The following is a 15,377-nucleotide window of genomic DNA, read 5'->3' as shown; positions in this document are numbered from 1 at the left end:
CGGTGGGAGAAAAGCGGCGGGGCGCTAGCGGGCGGCGTCTGCGGCCCCAATCAGGGCCAGTACCGAGGCCCGGTCCTGCCGGGCCTGCTGCTGTTGGTAGGCCACGGCCCGGCACTTGTTGGTGTAGTAAGTCATCAGGTGCTGCTGTTGCTGCATGCGGTCGGCGATGCGGTTGATGAACTTGAGGCGCTGGGCGTCCGTCATCTGCGCCCGGTTGGTGGTCATGATGGTGGCCAGCTCGGTGATGAGCGACACGTTTTCCTGCAGCAGCACCTGGTACATGGTGGAAGCCTCGCTGACCTGCGCGGGCGTGAGGCCCCGGGTGCGCAGCTCGGTCACGCCGCTGGAAAACTGGGTAATCATGGCCGCCTGGGCGTCGTAGATTTCCCGCACCCGGCGGTAGTTGCGCACGCCGGCGCTGATTTGCAGCAGCGAGCTATACCACTGCGCGTGCAGGACCTGGGTTTGGTCGGTGATGCCCTTGATGGCCGTGCTGAGCTGTTTGATGTCGCCGGCCAGCACCTTGGCCCGGCCTTTCAGCGTGGTCGATACGCCTTGGTGGAGAATCTGCTTGCGCGAGATTTGCTCGGAGATGGGCGCCGATATCACCGTTTGGGCCCGCGCCGGCCGGGCCACCAGGCCCAGCAGCGCCAGCAGCACGAAGAAGGAGATAGTTTTCATCGGCAGCGGGTGGGGTTAGCGGGCACTGGCGCCCATGAAGGATAGAAGGGTCTGGCGGTCCTGCTCGATTTGTTGGGCCGCCCGCAGTTGCAGCATGTTGCGCCGGGTGAAGTAGCTGACCAAGCCCAGTTGGTCGGTGATTTTGGCGTCCAGCTGGTCGATGAATTCCATGCGCTCGGCGTCGGTCATCTTGAGCATGGCCGGGCTGACCACGGTGCGCAGGTCGGCCACGGTGTTGGCGCCCTCGGCCAGCAGCTGGGCGTACATGCTGGTCATCTGCGTGAGCTGCTGGGGGCTGATGTAGGGCGAGGTGCGCAGCACGTTGATGGCATCCGAGTACTGCTGGATAATCTGGGTTTGCTTGGCGTAGATGGAGCGCACCCGGCGGTAGTCGCGCACGGCGGCGCTGACCTTGAGCAGGCCGTCGTACCATTCTTTGTGCTGCTCCAGGTTCTTGCGGGCAAAGGTTTTGGTGAGCTCCTGCTCCTTCACCCCGAAGGCTACCAGCTTGTTGGCCGCGGCTTCCAGCCCCTTCATGGTCTTCTGCAGGCCGGTCTGCACGGCGCTTTGCCCTTCCAGCAGCGGGGCCGATACCACCAGCTGGGCCGAGGCCCGGGTAGCACTCAGGCCCAGCAGAGCCAGGCTGAGGAGGATGATTTTCTTCTGCATGGGCGGCACGTTTGCGTGGTGGTTGGCTTACTGATTCCGGGTTTGCGGGTGCAGCAGGTACTTCAGGTGCCGCTCGGCTGCGAAGCGGGCCTGGCCGGTACCGCCCTCAAAACCCAGCAGCGTGGGCAGGGCCTGCGTTGCCGTCATGTTGGGCTCCTTGGTCAGGGCCAGCAGCATCGTGGCCACCGTTTCGCAGCGGCCGGCCAGGCCGTTCCAGGTAGCCACGTCTTCGGGCTGCACCCGGGGCAGGCCCCGTGAGCGGGCTACCGTGCGCAGCACGTAGCGGTAGCGGGCCCAGCCGTTGCGTACCACCGGGTGCTCCTTCACTGAGGCGTCTAGGTCGCTGCCCTGCCAGGCCGCTACGAACTGGGCGTAGCGCCGGGCCGCCGCCTTGTCGGCCGGGTCTGCGGTGGGCAACGCCACTAGGCTGTCGGCCAGGGCCTGCGCGGCAGCTACCTCGGTGGACGCAGGTACCGTTGCATCTGCCGCAGGGGTCGTCGTAGCCGGCGAGTCGGCTGGGGATTTATCGCTGCCGCAGCTGCTGAGCAGCGCCAGCGGCAGGGCCAGGTGAAACAATAGATTGCGCATCGTTTTTTCCCTTTTGTTGATGATGGTGTGCTCCCCTACCCTTCGCGCAGCTCGGCGGCGAAGAGCTTGATGGCCGTGGGCATGTCGCCGGTCTGGCGCAGCTTCTCGAACAGCCGCACTTTCTCGGTTTCCTCGGTGGTGTAGGTCACGTATTCTTCCTTCGACACCTCGATGGCGTACACCTTCGACACCACCCCGCCCAGCGAGATGAATACCTCGGTGTAGCGGCCCCGCGCGGGCTGGTTGTCGCGGTTGATGCTCAGCACTAGGTCCTTCTCCTTGGGCGTGAGCGAGAGCAGGGCCTGAATCTCCTCGAAGCGGTTGATGAACTTGCGCTGGTCGAGCAGAATCTTGCAGTCCGAGTTGTTGATGATGGCATCCTTGACAATCTCGTTGCCGATGATGTCGTCGATTTCCTGCGTGACCACAATGGCCTCGCCGAAGAACTTGCGCACCGTCTTAAATAGGTACTTGATGTAGGCGGCCATGCCGGGCGTGGTCAGCGCCTTCCAGGCCTCCTCAATCAGAATCATCTTCCGCACCCCCTTGAGCTTGCGCATCTTGGAGATGAAGGTTTCCATGATGATGAGCGTGACCACCGGAAACAGAATGGGATGGTCCTTGATGTTGTCCAGCTCGAAGACGATGAACGGGGCCTGCACCAGATCCAGCTCCTTATCGGAGTTGAGCAGGTAGTCGTATTCGCCGCCCCGGTAGTAGGGCCCGAGCACGTAGAGAAAGTTGTCGATATCAAAGTCCTTCTCGCGCACCTTTTCCTCCTCCAGCACTTTGCGGTAGGTGCCCTTCACAAACTCGTAGAACGTGTTGAAACTGGGCTGAATAGCCGGGTTGGCTTCGAGCATCACGTAATACAGGCTCACGGCTGTGGAGAGCGACACGTATTCCGACTGACTGACCGCTTCGTCGTCCTTTTTCCAGAGCGCCTGCAGCAGCGTTTTGATGCTCTCTTTCTTCTCCACGTCCAGCTTGCCCGAAATCAGGAAGGGATTGAAGGCAATGGGCGCATCCTCCTCGTAGGTGAAGTACACCCCGCCCACCAGCTCGCAGAGGCCTTTGTAGGAGTTGCCCGTGTCCACCAGCAGCACGTGGGCGCCCTGCTCGTAGTACTGGCGCACCATGTGGTTGGTGAAAAATGATTTGCCCGAGCCCGAGGGGCCGAGCACGAACTTGTTGCGGTTGAAGATGACCTGCCGCTTCATGGGCTCGTCGGAAATGTCCACCAGCACAGGCTTGCCGGTGAGGCGGTCGGAAAGCTTGATGCCCTTGGTGGCCCCGGTGGAGCGGTAGTTGGTCTCCGAGGCCCAGAAGCAGACGGCCTGTTCGATGAAGGTGTAGAAGGTCTCCTCGCTGGGAAAGTCGCCGGCGTTGCCCGGAATGCCACCCCAGTAGAGCGCGGCAATGTCCACGGTGTTCTGCCGGGGCTTGCAGTTCATCTGGTTAAAGGCGGCATTCACCAGCTTGCGCACCTCCGTCAGCTCCTCCTCGCTCCTACCCCAGGTCAGCACGTTGCAGTGCACCCGCACCGGGCGGCGCTTATGGGCAATCAGCTCGTTGAGAAAGGTGTGGTAGTACTCCACGTTGATGGCATTCTGCCGGGAGTAGAGCGAAAGGGAGTTGAGCCGGTCCTTCTTCTGCTCGAAGGTCTTCACCGTTTTCTGGGTGTTATCCAGAAACACGTACTGGTTCAGAATGTGGCTGGTACCCAGCAGCAGCCCCAGTGGCGCGGCAAACGAGATGGGAAAGTCCGAGTATTCGGTGCTGTAGGCCTCGTAGCGGATGTCAGTTTCCACCGAGGTGGGCAGGTCATCGAGGTTGGCCACCGAGAACATCTGGCAGAAATCCTGGCCCACCTTCAGCCCGCCCGTCAGGTCCAGGTCCACCTGCAGGGCCTGGTCGGACAGGTCCAGCGAGAGGTACTTTTCCAGCAGCCCGGCCTTTTCCTGGGTGCCAGCCAGCTCATCGGAGGTAAGCCGGTGCGAGCGGATAAAGGGGGCGTTGGTAGGCCCCACCCCTTCCAGCGTGCGCACGAACTGACCCACGCTGTCGAAGAAGCTTTCCAGCACCTTCGTGTCGAGCATGTCCTTGGGCACGATGTGGCGGCGGGCCAGCAGCCCCGAGGTACTGCCCCAGTTGGGCCTCTCCGACGAGGTTTTGGTGATGTAGAGGTAGCAGAAGTGGTTGAGGAACGGCCGCTCGTTGAAGTGCCGCTCGTAGGCGGCGGAGAGCAGCGTGCGCTCGGCCTCGAAGCCCGGCGCGTACTTGTCCTCCACGTACCAGTCCTGCTTGTGCACCACGCAGTGGTCGGGCAGCAGGCGCACGGCCTTCACGAAAGCGGCCTGCAGCTGGGCGTAGTCCTCGCGCGAGAGGGTAAAGATTTCCGGCAGCTCCAGCCGGAACGCCACCGTCACGTCCGCGTTTTTCGAGACGAGGCAGTCCTTCTCCACCTTGTAGATGGGCTGCTTAGATTCCAGGGAAACGGAGGGCAGAACCTTGTTGCTCATAGGCGGGAAAGCACCCGTGCCGGCCGCTACGCGCGGCCGGGCGGGTCCTGGTTGAGGCGTTGGAAAAGGCGGCTGTGCCGGTTGGTGATGTAGCGGGGCGAGGAGCGGCGGGCGGCGGCTTTCATCAACCCATGCTCGCCGAAGCGGCGGTTCAGGGCAAATACCCCGGCCCACATGCCGCCCCCGGCCAGAAAGGTGAGCAGCACGGTGAGTGCCAGCGGCACGCCGGCCAGGTAGCAGGTCACGAACAGGGCAAACACCAGCCCGATGCCAGCCACCAAAAAGTAGATGTTGCTGCCCACCAGCCCCTTGAATTCGACGGGCTTGTTGATGCCGCGATTAAGGTCGTAGACGGGCATGGTCGGCCGGCTTACAGGAAGAACGAGCGCACCACCGTGGCCACGATAACCAGGAAAATCATGGAGCCAAACCACGACACGGCGGTTTTCTGGGTGTCCTGGTCGCCGGAGTTCCACTTGCTGTATACTTTGATGGCGCCCACCAGGCCCAGTACCGCCCCGATGGCGTACATGAGCTTAGTGAGCGGGTCGAAGTAGCTGGTGACCTGCGTGGTGGCATCCTGGATGCCGGCCGTGCCGTTGCCGGCCCCGGTCTGGGCGTAGAGCAGGTGCGAGCTAAGGAGCAGGGCCAGGATGGCCAGCGAGGTACTAAAACGCTTCTGGTTCATACGAATGGGAAAGAATGAGACGTGTGGGTATGGGTGGGCCGGGCTCTACAGCTCGTCGGCCCCGAACAGGGCGGCCAGCTCGGCCTGGTATTCTTCCAGGTGCTGGGCCATTTGCTCGGCCAGGCAGCTGCCCTGCAGGCCGGCCGGGGCGGGCGGGTTCTGGCCCGCCTGCAGCAGGGCGATGTATTCGCTGACTGATTCGGCGGCCACCAGCCGCGGCGCGGGCCCGGCGGTGATGATGTCCAGCGGGGAGGCGACCGGCTCCTCGAATGAAGCCAGCGGCTCGTAGCTCACCAGCAGCCGCTGCTGAAGCGCGGGCTCGGCGTCGAGTAGTTCAGCGGGTTGGTCGACGGCCGCCGGCGGGTCCGCTTCGGCGTGGGCTTGGCGCCGCACCAGTTCGGCCAGGCGTTCATCGGCCTGATCGGGGGCTTCGGTCCGGGTCTGGTCCTGCGCCGCGGCTTGTTCCTCAGCTGAGGCCGAAGCAGCATCCATGGGCGTACTGTCGTCGGCACTCTGGTCCTGGCCGGTGGCCGTGGCGGTGGAGGCTGGTAACTGGCCTTCCACTACCGATTCGGTGGCCGGGGGCAGGTTCTCGGCGGCGCCTTCCTCCTCTACCGTAGCTTCCGGTGCTGCCTCCGTGGCAGCCGGTTGCGGTGGCGCAAAGGCCGAGGTCGGGCGCACCAGGGCGGGCGGAGCCGTGACAGTGGCCGGAGTGCTGCCCGCGCCGCGCTTACCGAGTGCGAGTAGCGGGGCGAGTTCGGCGCGGTAGTAGAGTAACCCGACTATCAGGTAGTAGAGCAGAACCACGACCAGCATAAACAGGCCAAACTGGCTCCAGGAGTAAGCGCTGAGCATCGGCAGAAATCAAGCGTGGCACCTCGGGTCGGCCGACCTGAGCGTGGGCGTGCCAAACCGAGGTTTGACTTGTGCAAACATATCCGGCCCCAAAACCCGATTAGTAGAAAGTTGACGAACGGTTAAAATCGGGTGGTGAGGTGCAGCGACTCCACACGAATGGAAGTCCTTTCCTGGCCGTTTTCGCGCTGAATGGCCTCATCTCTGCTGCCTCCCATGGACCTGACCAGCCCCGGCACGATGTGCTCTGGGCTAAGCAGGGCCCCGTTATTCTCCCAAGCACAACAACCCACCGGAGAACAAGCCAATTGGCCCGGTCCCCGGTGGGTTGTAGCGGCCCACATAGGAGCTCACTTATTAGAGTCGTTCGCGGATTAGTTGCCGCAGGTGGTGGATGAGTTCGGTCCTGCAGGCTTCAGTTTCTGCCATAACGGTATCCGCTGGCAGCCCGGCCGCAGTCAATACCTCTTCAAACTCGCCCAGCCGGGCATTTGCCACATCCATGGCTTTGGAAGCGGCCAGCTTATAGAGGTTGCTGGTGAGTTCATCCAGCCGGTCCGGCCCCTGACTGCCGTTGCTGAGCCCGGCCTCGTTCATTACCTCATCCAGCATGGCCTTGGAGGTTTCCAGGTGCGCGTGGCGTTCCTCGGGTGTTTTCATTGATTGGATAGAATGGCGTAGATACCAGCCCGAAGGTAAACTACTGACAGTCGCCGGCCAGCCGGGCATCAGAAAACGGGGATAGGGGTGTGGCAGGACTACCCTACCAAGTGAATGCGGCTCTTTAGCTCGTCCTTGCAGGAACGGCTCACCGGCACGTATTCGGTACCCAGCAGCACACTACTTTCCTCATAGGCCTGCACGTGGTCCAGGTTTACGATGTGGGAGCGGTGGGTCTTGAAAAACTGGTCGGGCAGCTTTTGCTCCAGCTCCTTAAGGGTGGAGTCAAACACAAACCGCTCCCGCACCGTGTGCAGGCGCACGTAGTTCTGCAGGGCCTCGAAGTAGAGGATGTCGCTGAGCAGCACTTTGACGTGGCCCGAACCTTTGCGCACGAACAGGTAGTCCTTGAACTTGGGGCAGCGCTCGGCGGGACCCAGCACCTCCGTGCCGGCGTCGGCCGTGTCCAGCACTGGCCCCACCGGCCCGGCCTCGTAGGCGTTGAACAGGGCCAGCTCAATCTGTACCCGCAGCGAATCATCGGTGAAGGGTTTGACCAGAAAGCCGTAGGGCTGGGCCAGCTTGGCCCGGTTCAGGGTGGCCGAGTCGGAGCGGGCCGTCAGAAACACCACCGGCACGGCAAACTGCCGCCGCACAAGCAGCGCGGCCGCAATGCCGTCGCAGTCGCCGGCAATGTTGATGTCCATCAGTACCAGCTCCACGGGCTGGGCGGCCAGTACACTCAGCGCTTCGTCGCTGTTGTCCACGGGCGGCAGGGGCGTGTGGCCCAGCCGGACCAGGGCGCGTTCAATCTCGGCGGCAATCAGCAGTTCGTCTTCAACAATGAGGATGGTAGCCATAGAGTGGAATAAGGGACGAGGCGAGGGGCCGGCATCAAACGCTGGCCACGGTAACCTGGGTGCCCGTGGGAAGAATGGGAGCGGTCGACACGCTGGCTTTTAGCTGTCGAGCTAGGGTATTCACCAACTGCAAGCCCAGCGAATGAGTTTCGGGCACAGTTCCCGCCGCTGGTAAGCCCGCCCCGTCATCCTGCACCGTAAGCTGGAAGCCGGCAGCAGTCTGTGCCAGCGCCACGTGCAGATGACCACGGTCCCGGTCCTGGAACGCGTGCTTGTAGGCGTTGGTCACCAACTCATTCACCACCAGGCCCAGGGCGCTGGCTTCTTTGGGGTCCATGACCAGGGGCGTCAGGCTGCTGCTCAGCTGAATGCGCTGCTGGGGCGTGGTAAGCGAGCGGTGCAGGGATTCCAGCAACTCGCCCAGATACTCGTTCATGCGCACCTGCGAGAGGTTGTCGGCCCGGTACAGAAACTCGTGCACCAGGGCCATGCTCTGGATGCGGGCTTGCGAACTGGCCAGGGCCTGCTGCAGTACGGGGTCGGGCAGGGTGCTGCGCTGCCAGGCCAGCAGGCTGCTGACCAGCTGCAGGTTGTTTTTGACTCGGTGGTGAATTTCCTGCAGCAACACTTCCTTCTCGGCCACGGCCCGGCAGTTGGCCTGGTTGGCCAGGGCCAACAGGGCTTTCTGCCGCCGCAGCCGCCAGTACAGGCCCCCACCCACGCCCACGGTCGTGGCAAGGCCGCCCAGCAGCAGCCAGAGTGAGTGCAGCTGGGCCCGCTGGCTGCGCTGTTCAAACTCAGCCGCCTTTTTCTGCTCGGTGAGCAGCTGCACGTCGTAGCGCACCTGCAGCTGGGCCAGGGCCTGCGCCTTATTGCCGTTGAAGAGCGAATCGCGCAGATCCTCAGCCCGGGCGTCGAGCTCATCCGCACGAGCGGGACGCTTCTGGTCGGCATAGGCCCAGGCCAGGCTGGAGAGGGCATCCGCTTCGTACTCGGGCATTTTCTCCGCGCGGGCCAGGGCCAAGGCCAGCTCCGCCGTCCGCTGGGCGGCCCGGGGCCGACCCTGCAGGCGGTACACGCGCGCCAGCGAAAGCGCCGAGCTGGCTGCCTGCGGCTGGTAGCGGTAGTGCTGCATGATGCGCAGGGCCCGCTGCATGTTCGTGGCCGCGGCCGCCAGGCTGGCCCGCGAGCGGGGCATCAGCTTGGCATACACTTCGCCCCGAAACTGGTACACGTAACCCAGGCCCCGGGCGTCGGCCGCGCGCTGCATGTAAGGCAAAGCCCGCGTGGCGTAGTGAAGCACCGAATCGTAGCGCTGCAGCACCAGGAAGGTATTGGCCAGGTTCAGCAGCAGGCCACCCCGCTCGCGGGGCCCTACCGAGAGGGTAGCGGCCTGCTGCCGGTAAGCCTGGCGCAGGTAGCGCAGGCCACCGGCCGCATCCTTGGTATCCACGGCCACCAGGCCCAGGCATTGGGTGAAGCGCCACTGGTCGCGGGGTCGGTGCGCACGAGTGAGTTCCACGCCCTGCTGGCTGTAGTGCATGGCGGCCACGTAGTCGGCAGCCCGCTCACAGTTTACCACCAGCTGATACAAGGCGTCGGCTGTCCCTGACCAGTCAAGCCGGCGCCGGGCAAACGTTACTGCCTGCTCTCCTACCCGGCGACCTTCGGCCACATCCTGGGCAAATAGCTTATCGCTTAATGCCAACAGCGCCTGAAAGCGAGCGGAATCTGGCAGCGGGGCGTGGCGCACCAAGGCCCGCAGCGAGTCGATGGTCTGCGGCGTCTTATTGGAAGATGGCGTCCGGGTGTTGGCCCGGGCGCCGGGGCTGACGAGTAGCAGGCCGAGCACGGCCCAGATAGCACCGCCCTTCACGCGGTAACGGATTGTGAGTAAGGTGATGACGGATATAAGGTTTGTGTAGACATAGCGGGGTGGTAGTAGAGCCTCTCCCCTCCCCCACCGTTAATGTGGAGTATTAGGAAAAGGCCAGAGCGGGAAACGGAACGGCCAGCTCAACCACAGAAGGTGAGCCGGCCGCTATACGTATGAAATAGCCCTGGGATACCAGGGCTGCCCTATTTTTTGGGTGCCATCATCTGGCGGATCTGCTTTTTCATCGCCTTCTGCAGCTGCGCTTCGTGCTCCTGCCGAAAGCGATTCAGAATGTTATGAATGATATCCGGGGCCGACGCGCCCCCGCCCAGGATAAAGCCGAGCTGGGTGAAATACTGCTGGTGGTCGGCCGTGATGCGGAGGGTGGTCGTTTTCTTCTCCGCCGAAGGCACGAACAGCTGCGCCAAGTCAAGCTCCCCACCTGCCGTGACCGGTGTGGCAACGGGCAACTCCTCGGCTTCCTCCCCGTCTTCTTCTTCCGGCGCGCTGGCCGGAGCTGGCGAAGGCAGTGGTGCGGGGGCGGCCGCGCGGGGCTCCTCCCCTACTGGTGCCGGCGCCGCTGCTGCGGGTTCTACCGCCTGAACGGGTGCCGCGGGTACGGCCGCCACCTCTGGCGCAGGCGTCGCCTTTTTTCCCGCTGGTTCCTTTGCAGCAGCGGGGGGAGCGACTTCAGCCGCGGGGGGCATCGACGGCGCGGCAGGAGTCTCCGCAACGGCAGCTGCGGATGCTTCAGCGGGCGCCGGTGCCGGCGCCACTGGCCGGGGGGCGTCGCCCATCAGGCTGAAAGCAGCAACGCCCGAGGTGAGGGCAGCAAGTTCACGCTGGCGCCGCTCGGCCGCGGCTTCTTTGGATTCAGTGGTTTTCTTGGCCATGGGAGCGGGCGTTATTTAGCGTTGTCGTCGAGGGTTTCAAGGGCAGCGGGGGCCGGCTGCTCGAATTCCGTGGGCGTGAAGTCAATGGTCTTGCCCGAGGGGGTAACCGTGCCCTTGCCGAGCACCAATTCCAGAATCTCCGTAATCAGGCTGCCCAGGCCGAGTTTGCCCAGCTCCTTTTCCGGCATAGGAAACATCGTGGAGCGCTTGTCCTTGATGCTGACCAGGGACTCCACCCGGCTGTTGAGCAGCGGATAGCCCTTTTCACGAAACAGCTCGGCGGTCTTCGTGTAAACCGTCCGCTTCTCCGCCTTGAGAAACTTGTTCCAGAAGGCGTAAAAGCCTGCCAGGTTGGATTCCGGCCGCTGCTTATGGGTGAAGTTGCCCAGAATGTGCATGTAGGACATCGTGGAGGCAATGGTTCCCATATCCGGCTCCATGGGCAGAAAGATGTAGTCTACTCGCTCTAGCAGTTCGCTCAACCCCACAACGTTGACCGTACCAGGCGTATCCACCAGGATAAAATCGAACTCTTTCTCGGCTAGGGTGTCAATCGCCTCAACGGCCTTTTCAACGCTCGAAATAGCAATCGGGTAAGGCGTTACCCCTTGCTTGATGAGCCGCTCCTGAAAAGCCACGTCGGATTGCAGAAGCTGCTGCTCGTGGCTGCGGTAGGCGTGCAAGGTGTTCTGCGGATAGTCGCAGTCAAGCATCGCCACTTTGTAACCGTAGAGATAGCAGAGCGCCGAGGCGACGTGCGTGCCGATGGTGGATTTGCCAGCCCCACCCTTCTGAGTGGCAAAGGCAATTACCCGAGTGTTTTTCATTAGGTGAGTGGTTTTAAAAAAGTGGTAGTCGGTTCATAATGCGTCAATGCTTCAAAGTTACAATGTGCCAATGAAGCATTGACTCTTTGCTTCTGTGCTTCAGAGCTTCTAACTGTTCAAGAGTCGCTGAAGCAAAGAAGCAAGGCATCAAAGATACATAGCCTCGTTGAATTATCGAAGTATAGAAGCAGACTGTCAGCGCATCAATACTTCAATGCTTCAATGAAGCATTGAAGTATGATTAAATTGAAGCGCCGAAGTAATGAAGCACTGAAGCAAAAAATAAAACTTTGAGAAACCTGCAGTGAAGCAATGAAGCAATGAAGCGACGAAGCAATAGTAACGTGGCAATTTTACAAGTAGTATAAAAGCTACGTGTGAAGCAATGAAGCAATGAAGCACCGATTCTTTGAAGCAGAAATTGCAGTAGATAGTAGCAATGTGTATTCAAATGTTCTGGTCCTTCATCACCAAGTTTAATTCGTGTTTTAAGTGCTTCATTGAAGCAAGGAAGCAATGATGCAAAGAAGCGCGCTAGTTATAGTCCTAGCCCCGTTCAACGTCCTCGTTCAATCCGTTCGTTCATCGACCAGCAAGCCATGTCATTGTCCGGACAAACTTCGTTTGCCAGAGTCAATGACACCGCCAAGTTCGCAGGCTCACATGGCTTGGCTTGCTAGGTCTAGCTGCTTAGATTTGCTTGAATGGTGAACATTACTATTCAGTAGCCATTCTTCACCAACCGCCGTAAATAGCTTATGGAATCAGAGAATCAAGATGAAACAACTGCCGAGTCTACGCGCACTTCACGCATTGATGTGCGCGTAAGTCCTGATGAGAAAAAGGAGCTGCAGGAGAAAGCGGCGGCAGCTGGTTATAAGAAGGTGTCAGCCTATTTGCGGGACGTTGGACGGGGGGTAGAGATAAAAGAAAGCGTCCCGGCAGAGTTGCGACGGCAGCTGGTTGGCATTGGTACTAACCTTAATCAGATTGCGCGTCTGGCACAGGCTGGTAAGTCGTTTAGCAACCATGAGGCGCAGCTGTTAGAGGCGCTGACCATTATTAGAGGCTACCTGATATGATTGCGAAAACAACCACGGGTAGCGACTTTGAGGGCGCGCTGACTTACGGGGCTGGGCAGCGGCAGGGGAGGGGTAAGGAGCCAGGGGAGGCGCCACTTTTAGTGGTCTCCAACGTAATTCCAGGAAGCCCGAAAGAGATGGCGCAGGATATGCAGGCCGTGGCGGCCCGGAGCAAGCGCGTGCGGAAACCCGTGTGGCATACGGTCCTTTCGTGGAAGGCCGGGGAAGCCGTGAGTCAGGCGCAAAAGGTGGCGGCGGCCAAGCGCTATTGTGAGTTGATGGGAGCACCGATTGATCGGCACCAGGTGGTCGTGTATGAGCACCGGGACAAGCAGCACGCCCACGTGCACATCTACCTGAACCGGGTGCCGATTGACGGCGGCCCGGCGTTGCGAACGGATAATAATTTTTACCGGCAGCCAGCCGTCACGCGGCAGATAAGCCAGGAGCTGGGCATGGACCCGCTACCCGAAAGGCGGCGTAGTTTGAAGACACTAGACCCCACCAAGGAGGTGGCGCGGCAGCGGGTAAGTCAGGCGCTGGCGCAGCTGCTGCAGCAGTCGGATAGGGAAGGGGAGCAGTGGCTGGCTTTGCAATTGCAAAAACTAGCCATCGAGATTCGCTACACCCACGACAAGGGCGGGGTATTGCGCGGCGTTAGCTTTGAAACGGAAGGAGTGGCTTTGAGGGGCCAGGAAGTAGGCTACAAAGGGGCGCAGCTGCGGGAGGCCCTGGCGGCATCCGTGAAGCCGGTTAGGGAGCCGGAAGCTGAGCGGAAGGCTCGTCCCGAGGTATCAACCACGCTGCCTCAGCCGGCGCCGCCTGTACGGCCGAAGCAAGTCCGCCGGAAGGGGCGTAGACAGTAGGGGCAGGGGGTGTCACCCTTCGTGTGCTGAGCGTGCATCTCACCGCTGACTTTGAACCGCTCGTCAAGTAATCCGTGCCAGAGGTAAGGCAGGGCGGTAAGTTGCTTGATTCACCAAGCGGTTCAAGCAATGGACGACGAAAAGGGGTTACGGAAAATCATGGAGTTTATGCGCCTGTTTGCCATCGGGCTGCTGGCTGTAAACATCTACTACTACTGCTTCGGATACTTCCGCTCTCTGGGCTGGACGACGGGAGTGGTGGAGCACCTGCTGGAGAGCTTCACGCGAAATACCTTTCTGTTCAAAGCCAGCTGGGTTAGCAAGAGCCTGGCCGTGGTATTCTTACTGCTCAGCTGCCTGGGCACGCGGGGGCGGGCTAACCAGGAGCTCAGAGGCCGGACGGTGGCGGGCTCCGCCGCGCTGGGGCTGCTGCTGCTCTTCGGGGCGGATGCAGTGCGCGGGCTGACGCTGGGAGCCGGGCTGACGACGGTGCTTTACACCGGACTGCTGACGGCCGGTTTTCTGCTGTTACTGAGTGCCGGCGCGTGGCTGAGCCGGCTGTTCAACAACGACTTGCTGAAGGACATCTTCAACAAGGAAAACGAGAGCTTCCCGCAGGAGGAGCGGCTGATGGAAAACGAGTACTCGGTGAATCTGCGCACCGAGTACTGGCTGCGCGGCAAGAAGCACCGCGGCTGGCTAAACGTGGTGAATCCGTTCCGGGCCACGATGGTGCTGGGCACGCCCGGCTCGGGCAAGAGCTTTGCCATCATCAACGAGTTTATCCGGCAGCACCTAGCCAAGGGCTTCTGCATGTACATCTACGACTACAAGTTTGACGACCTGAGCCGCATCTGCTACAACACGCTGCTGCGTCACCAGGACAAGTTCGATAGGCCGGTGGGCTTCTATGTCATCAACTTCGACAACCCGCGCAAAAGCCACCGCTGCAACCCGCTGCTGCCCGAGCTGATGACCGACATCGTGGACGCCTACGAAAGCGCGTCGACCATCATGCTGAACCTGAACAAGAGCTGGATTCAGAAGCAGGGGGACTTTTTCGTGGAGTCACCCATCAACTTCGTGGCGGCCATCATCTGGTTTCTGAAGCTGTTCGAGAAGGGCAAGTACTGCACCTTTCCCCACGTTATCGAGTTTCTGAGCCGCGACTACGAGGAGATTTTCCCGGTGCTGGCCTCGTACCCGGAAATTGAGAATCTGGTGAAGCCTTTCGTATCGGCCTTTCAGAAGGACGCCATTGAGCAGCTGGAAGGGCAGATTGCCAGCGCCCGGATTCCGCTGAGCCGGCTGGCTTCGCCCCAGCTCTACTGGGTGATGTCGGGCAACGACTTTACGCTCGACATCAACAGCAACGAGGAGCCCAAGGTGTTGTGCGTGGGCAACAACCCCGAGCGCCAAGCCATCTACGGGGCCGCGCTGGGCCTCTACAACGCCCGGCTGGTGAAGCTGGTCAACCAGAAGGGCAAGCGCAAGTCGTCGCTGATCATTGACGAGTTGCCCACCATTTACTTCAAGGGCCTCGATAACCTCATTGCCACGGCCCGCAGCAACAAGGTGAGCACCTGTCTGGGCTTCCAGGACTTCTCGCAGCTGGAGCGCGACTACGGGCAGAAGGAGGCCGAGGTCATCAAGAACACGGTGGGCAACGTGTTCAGCGGGCAGGTATCGGGCAATAGCGGCAAGTGGCTAAGCGAGCGGTTCGGCAAGATTCTGCAGCGGCGCCAGAGCCTGAGCATCAACATGCGTGAGACGAGCACCAGCCTTTCCACGCAGATGGACAGCATGATTCCGGCCAGCACCATTGCCAACCTCACCCAGGGTAATTTCGTGGGAGCGGTAGCCGACAACTTCGGCGAGGAAATCGACCAGAAGGTGTTTCACGCCCGCATCCAGGTAGACGTGAAGGCCGTAGCGGCGGAAGCCAGCGGCTACCAGCCCATCCCTGATATTACCAGCTTCATCAATCCGACTACGGGCAAGGACGAGGCCGAGGAGATGATTAAGGCCAACTTCAACCGGGTGAAAACGGACGTGAAAGAGCTATGCGCCCGCGAGCTGACCCGCATCAAGCAGGACCCAGCATTGCGCCATCTGATTAAGGAAAAGGCCGAGCAGTAGAATCATTTATAGTGCGGTGGTGGGCCTGCCTGAGGATGCCGTTCGTGTACCCAGCCGGCACCTTACCCCCCCAATTCTGACCACTCGTCAAGTTTCTGCTCCGCGCCTAGTGGTGGCCGATAGGTTTGCACAAGTCGAATTCCGGGCTGCCCGGCCCCGTGCTAAGCGGTC

General features: G+C 61.1%; 15 protein-coding genes. 3 read left to right on the top strand and 12 right to left on the bottom strand.

From position 1 onward, the window contains the following. Positions 1–24 precede the first annotated feature (24 nt). From GGU46_RS20280 to GGU46_RS20225, 12 genes are all read right to left on the bottom strand, one after another. Positions 25–681: a hypothetical protein gene (locus tag GGU46_RS20280; protein ID WP_135435201.1), complete on the bottom strand. Its 657-nt coding sequence runs from the start codon at positions 679–681 to the stop codon at positions 25–27. A 15-nt stretch (positions 682–696) separates the two neighbouring features. Continuing rightward, the gene (locus tag GGU46_RS20275) at positions 697–1,350 is read right to left on the bottom strand and encodes a hypothetical protein (RefSeq protein ID WP_135435202.1); all 654 of its coding nucleotides are present in this window, start codon (positions 1,348–1,350) and stop codon (positions 697–699) included. Positions 1,351–1,377: 27 nt separating this feature from the next. Next, positions 1,378–1,938, bottom strand: coding sequence for a hypothetical protein (locus GGU46_RS20270; RefSeq protein ID WP_135435203.1), 561 nt, complete (start codon positions 1,936–1,938; stop codon positions 1,378–1,380). A 35-nt stretch (positions 1,939–1,973) separates the two neighbouring features. Beyond that, on the bottom strand, positions 1,974–4,460 hold the full coding sequence (locus GGU46_RS20265) for a TraG family conjugative transposon ATPase (RefSeq protein WP_183405370.1): 2,487 nt from the start codon (positions 4,458–4,460) through the stop codon (positions 1,974–1,976). 26 nt (positions 4,461–4,486) lie between these two features. Beyond that, positions 4,487–4,819: a DUF4133 domain-containing protein gene (locus GGU46_RS20260; RefSeq protein ID WP_183405369.1), complete on the bottom strand. Its 333-nt coding sequence runs from the start codon at positions 4,817–4,819 to the stop codon at positions 4,487–4,489. 11 nt (positions 4,820–4,830) lie between these two features. Beyond that, positions 4,831–5,148 carry a DUF4134 domain-containing protein gene (locus GGU46_RS20255; RefSeq protein ID WP_125433084.1) on the bottom strand — a complete coding sequence of 106 codons (318 nt, stop codon included), beginning with the start codon at positions 5,146–5,148 and terminating at the stop codon, positions 4,831–4,833. 45 nt (positions 5,149–5,193) lie between these two features. Then, complete coding sequence (locus GGU46_RS20250; protein ID WP_183405368.1) at positions 5,194–6,003, bottom strand: hypothetical protein; 810 nt, start codon at positions 6,001–6,003, stop codon at positions 5,194–5,196. A 357-nt stretch (positions 6,004–6,360) separates the two neighbouring features. Beyond that, positions 6,361–6,663 carry a hypothetical protein gene (locus tag GGU46_RS20245; RefSeq protein WP_183405367.1) on the bottom strand — a complete coding sequence of 101 codons (303 nt, stop codon included), beginning with the start codon at positions 6,661–6,663 and terminating at the stop codon, positions 6,361–6,363. 98 nt (positions 6,664–6,761) lie between these two features. Next, entirely contained in the window at positions 6,762–7,523 is a 762-nt protein-coding gene (locus tag GGU46_RS20240; protein WP_125433092.1) for a LytR/AlgR family response regulator transcription factor, read from the bottom strand. Between the two features lie 34 nt (positions 7,524–7,557). Further along, the gene (locus GGU46_RS22525) at positions 7,558–9,399 is read right to left on the bottom strand and encodes a sensor histidine kinase (protein ID WP_183405366.1); all 1,842 of its coding nucleotides are present in this window, start codon (positions 9,397–9,399) and stop codon (positions 7,558–7,560) included. Between the two features lie 203 nt (positions 9,400–9,602). Then, on the bottom strand, positions 9,603–10,292 hold the full coding sequence (locus GGU46_RS20230) for a hypothetical protein (protein ID WP_125433094.1): 690 nt from the start codon (positions 10,290–10,292) through the stop codon (positions 9,603–9,605). 11 nt (positions 10,293–10,303) lie between these two features. Beyond that, positions 10,304–11,119 carry a ParA family protein gene (locus tag GGU46_RS20225; RefSeq protein ID WP_135435231.1) on the bottom strand — a complete coding sequence of 272 codons (816 nt, stop codon included), beginning with the start codon at positions 11,117–11,119 and terminating at the stop codon, positions 10,304–10,306. A 758-nt stretch (positions 11,120–11,877) separates the two neighbouring features. On the opposite strand from GGU46_RS20225, the gene GGU46_RS20220 reads away from it, so the two are divergent. The 3 genes from GGU46_RS20220 to mobC all read left to right on the top strand — a co-directional run bounded on the left by GGU46_RS20220 (position 11,878) and on the right by mobC (position 15,206). Then, positions 11,878–12,201: a plasmid mobilization protein gene (locus GGU46_RS20220; protein ID WP_125433096.1), complete on the top strand. Its 324-nt coding sequence runs from the start codon at positions 11,878–11,880 to the stop codon at positions 12,199–12,201. Then, positions 12,198–13,067 carry a relaxase/mobilization nuclease domain-containing protein gene (locus GGU46_RS20215; RefSeq protein ID WP_183405365.1) on the top strand — a complete coding sequence of 290 codons (870 nt, stop codon included), beginning with the start codon at positions 12,198–12,200 and terminating at the stop codon, positions 13,065–13,067. Before GGU46_RS20220 ends, GGU46_RS20215 begins: the two co-directional genes overlap by 4 nt. A gap of 129 nt (positions 13,068–13,196) precedes the next feature. Beyond that, a complete protein-coding gene (gene mobC, locus GGU46_RS20210; RefSeq protein ID WP_183405364.1) occupies positions 13,197–15,206 on the top strand; it encodes a conjugal transfer protein MobC in 2,010 nt (669 codons plus the stop codon). Positions 15,207–15,377: the final 171 nt, after the last annotated feature.

Origin of the sequence: Hymenobacter latericoloratus (assembly GCF_014199535.1) — a bacterium.
GTDB classification, from domain to species: Bacteria; Bacteroidota; Bacteroidia; order Cytophagales; family Hymenobacteraceae; genus Hymenobacter; species Hymenobacter latericoloratus.
This window is presented reverse-complemented; position numbering and strand designations above follow the sequence as displayed.

What these genes read in the sequence shown, in the direction of transcription:
- GGU46_RS20280 (WP_135435201.1), bottom strand. Translation starts at nt 681, where the DNA reads ATGAAAACTATCTCCTTCTTCGTGCTGCTGGCGCTGCTGGGCCTGGTG.
- GGU46_RS20275 (WP_135435202.1), bottom strand. Translation starts at nt 1,350, where the DNA reads ATGCAGAAGAAAATCATCCTCCTCAGCCTGGCTCTGCTGGGCCTGAGT.
- GGU46_RS20270 (WP_135435203.1), bottom strand. Translation starts at nt 1,938, where the DNA reads ATGCGCAATCTATTGTTTCACCTGGCCCTGCCGCTGGCGCTGCTCAGC.
- GGU46_RS20265 (WP_183405370.1), bottom strand. Translation starts at nt 4,460, where the DNA reads ATGAGCAACAAGGTTCTGCCCTCCGTTTCCCTGGAATCTAAGCAGCCC.
- GGU46_RS20260 (WP_183405369.1), bottom strand. Translation starts at nt 4,819, where the DNA reads ATGCCCGTCTACGACCTTAATCGCGGCATCAACAAGCCCGTCGAATTC.
- GGU46_RS20255 (WP_125433084.1), bottom strand. Translation starts at nt 5,148, where the DNA reads ATGAACCAGAAGCGTTTTAGTACCTCGCTGGCCATCCTGGCCCTGCTC.
- GGU46_RS20250 (WP_183405368.1), bottom strand. Translation starts at nt 6,003, where the DNA reads ATGCTCAGCGCTTACTCCTGGAGCCAGTTTGGCCTGTTTATGCTGGTC.
- GGU46_RS20245 (WP_183405367.1), bottom strand. Translation starts at nt 6,663, where the DNA reads ATGAAAACACCCGAGGAACGCCACGCGCACCTGGAAACCTCCAAGGCC.
- GGU46_RS20240 (WP_125433092.1), bottom strand. Translation starts at nt 7,523, where the DNA reads ATGGCTACCATCCTCATTGTTGAAGACGAACTGCTGATTGCCGCCGAG.
- GGU46_RS20230 (WP_125433094.1), bottom strand. Translation starts at nt 10,292, where the DNA reads ATGGCCAAGAAAACCACTGAATCCAAAGAAGCCGCGGCCGAGCGGCGC.
- GGU46_RS20225 (WP_135435231.1), bottom strand. Translation starts at nt 11,119, where the DNA reads ATGAAAAACACTCGGGTAATTGCCTTTGCCACTCAGAAGGGTGGGGCT.
- GGU46_RS20220 (WP_125433096.1), top strand. Translation starts at nt 11,878, where the DNA reads ATGGAATCAGAGAATCAAGATGAAACAACTGCCGAGTCTACGCGCACT.
- GGU46_RS20215 (WP_183405365.1), top strand. Translation starts at nt 12,198, where the DNA reads ATGATTGCGAAAACAACCACGGGTAGCGACTTTGAGGGCGCGCTGACT.
- mobC (WP_183405364.1), top strand. Translation starts at nt 13,197, where the DNA reads ATGGACGACGAAAAGGGGTTACGGAAAATCATGGAGTTTATGCGCCTG.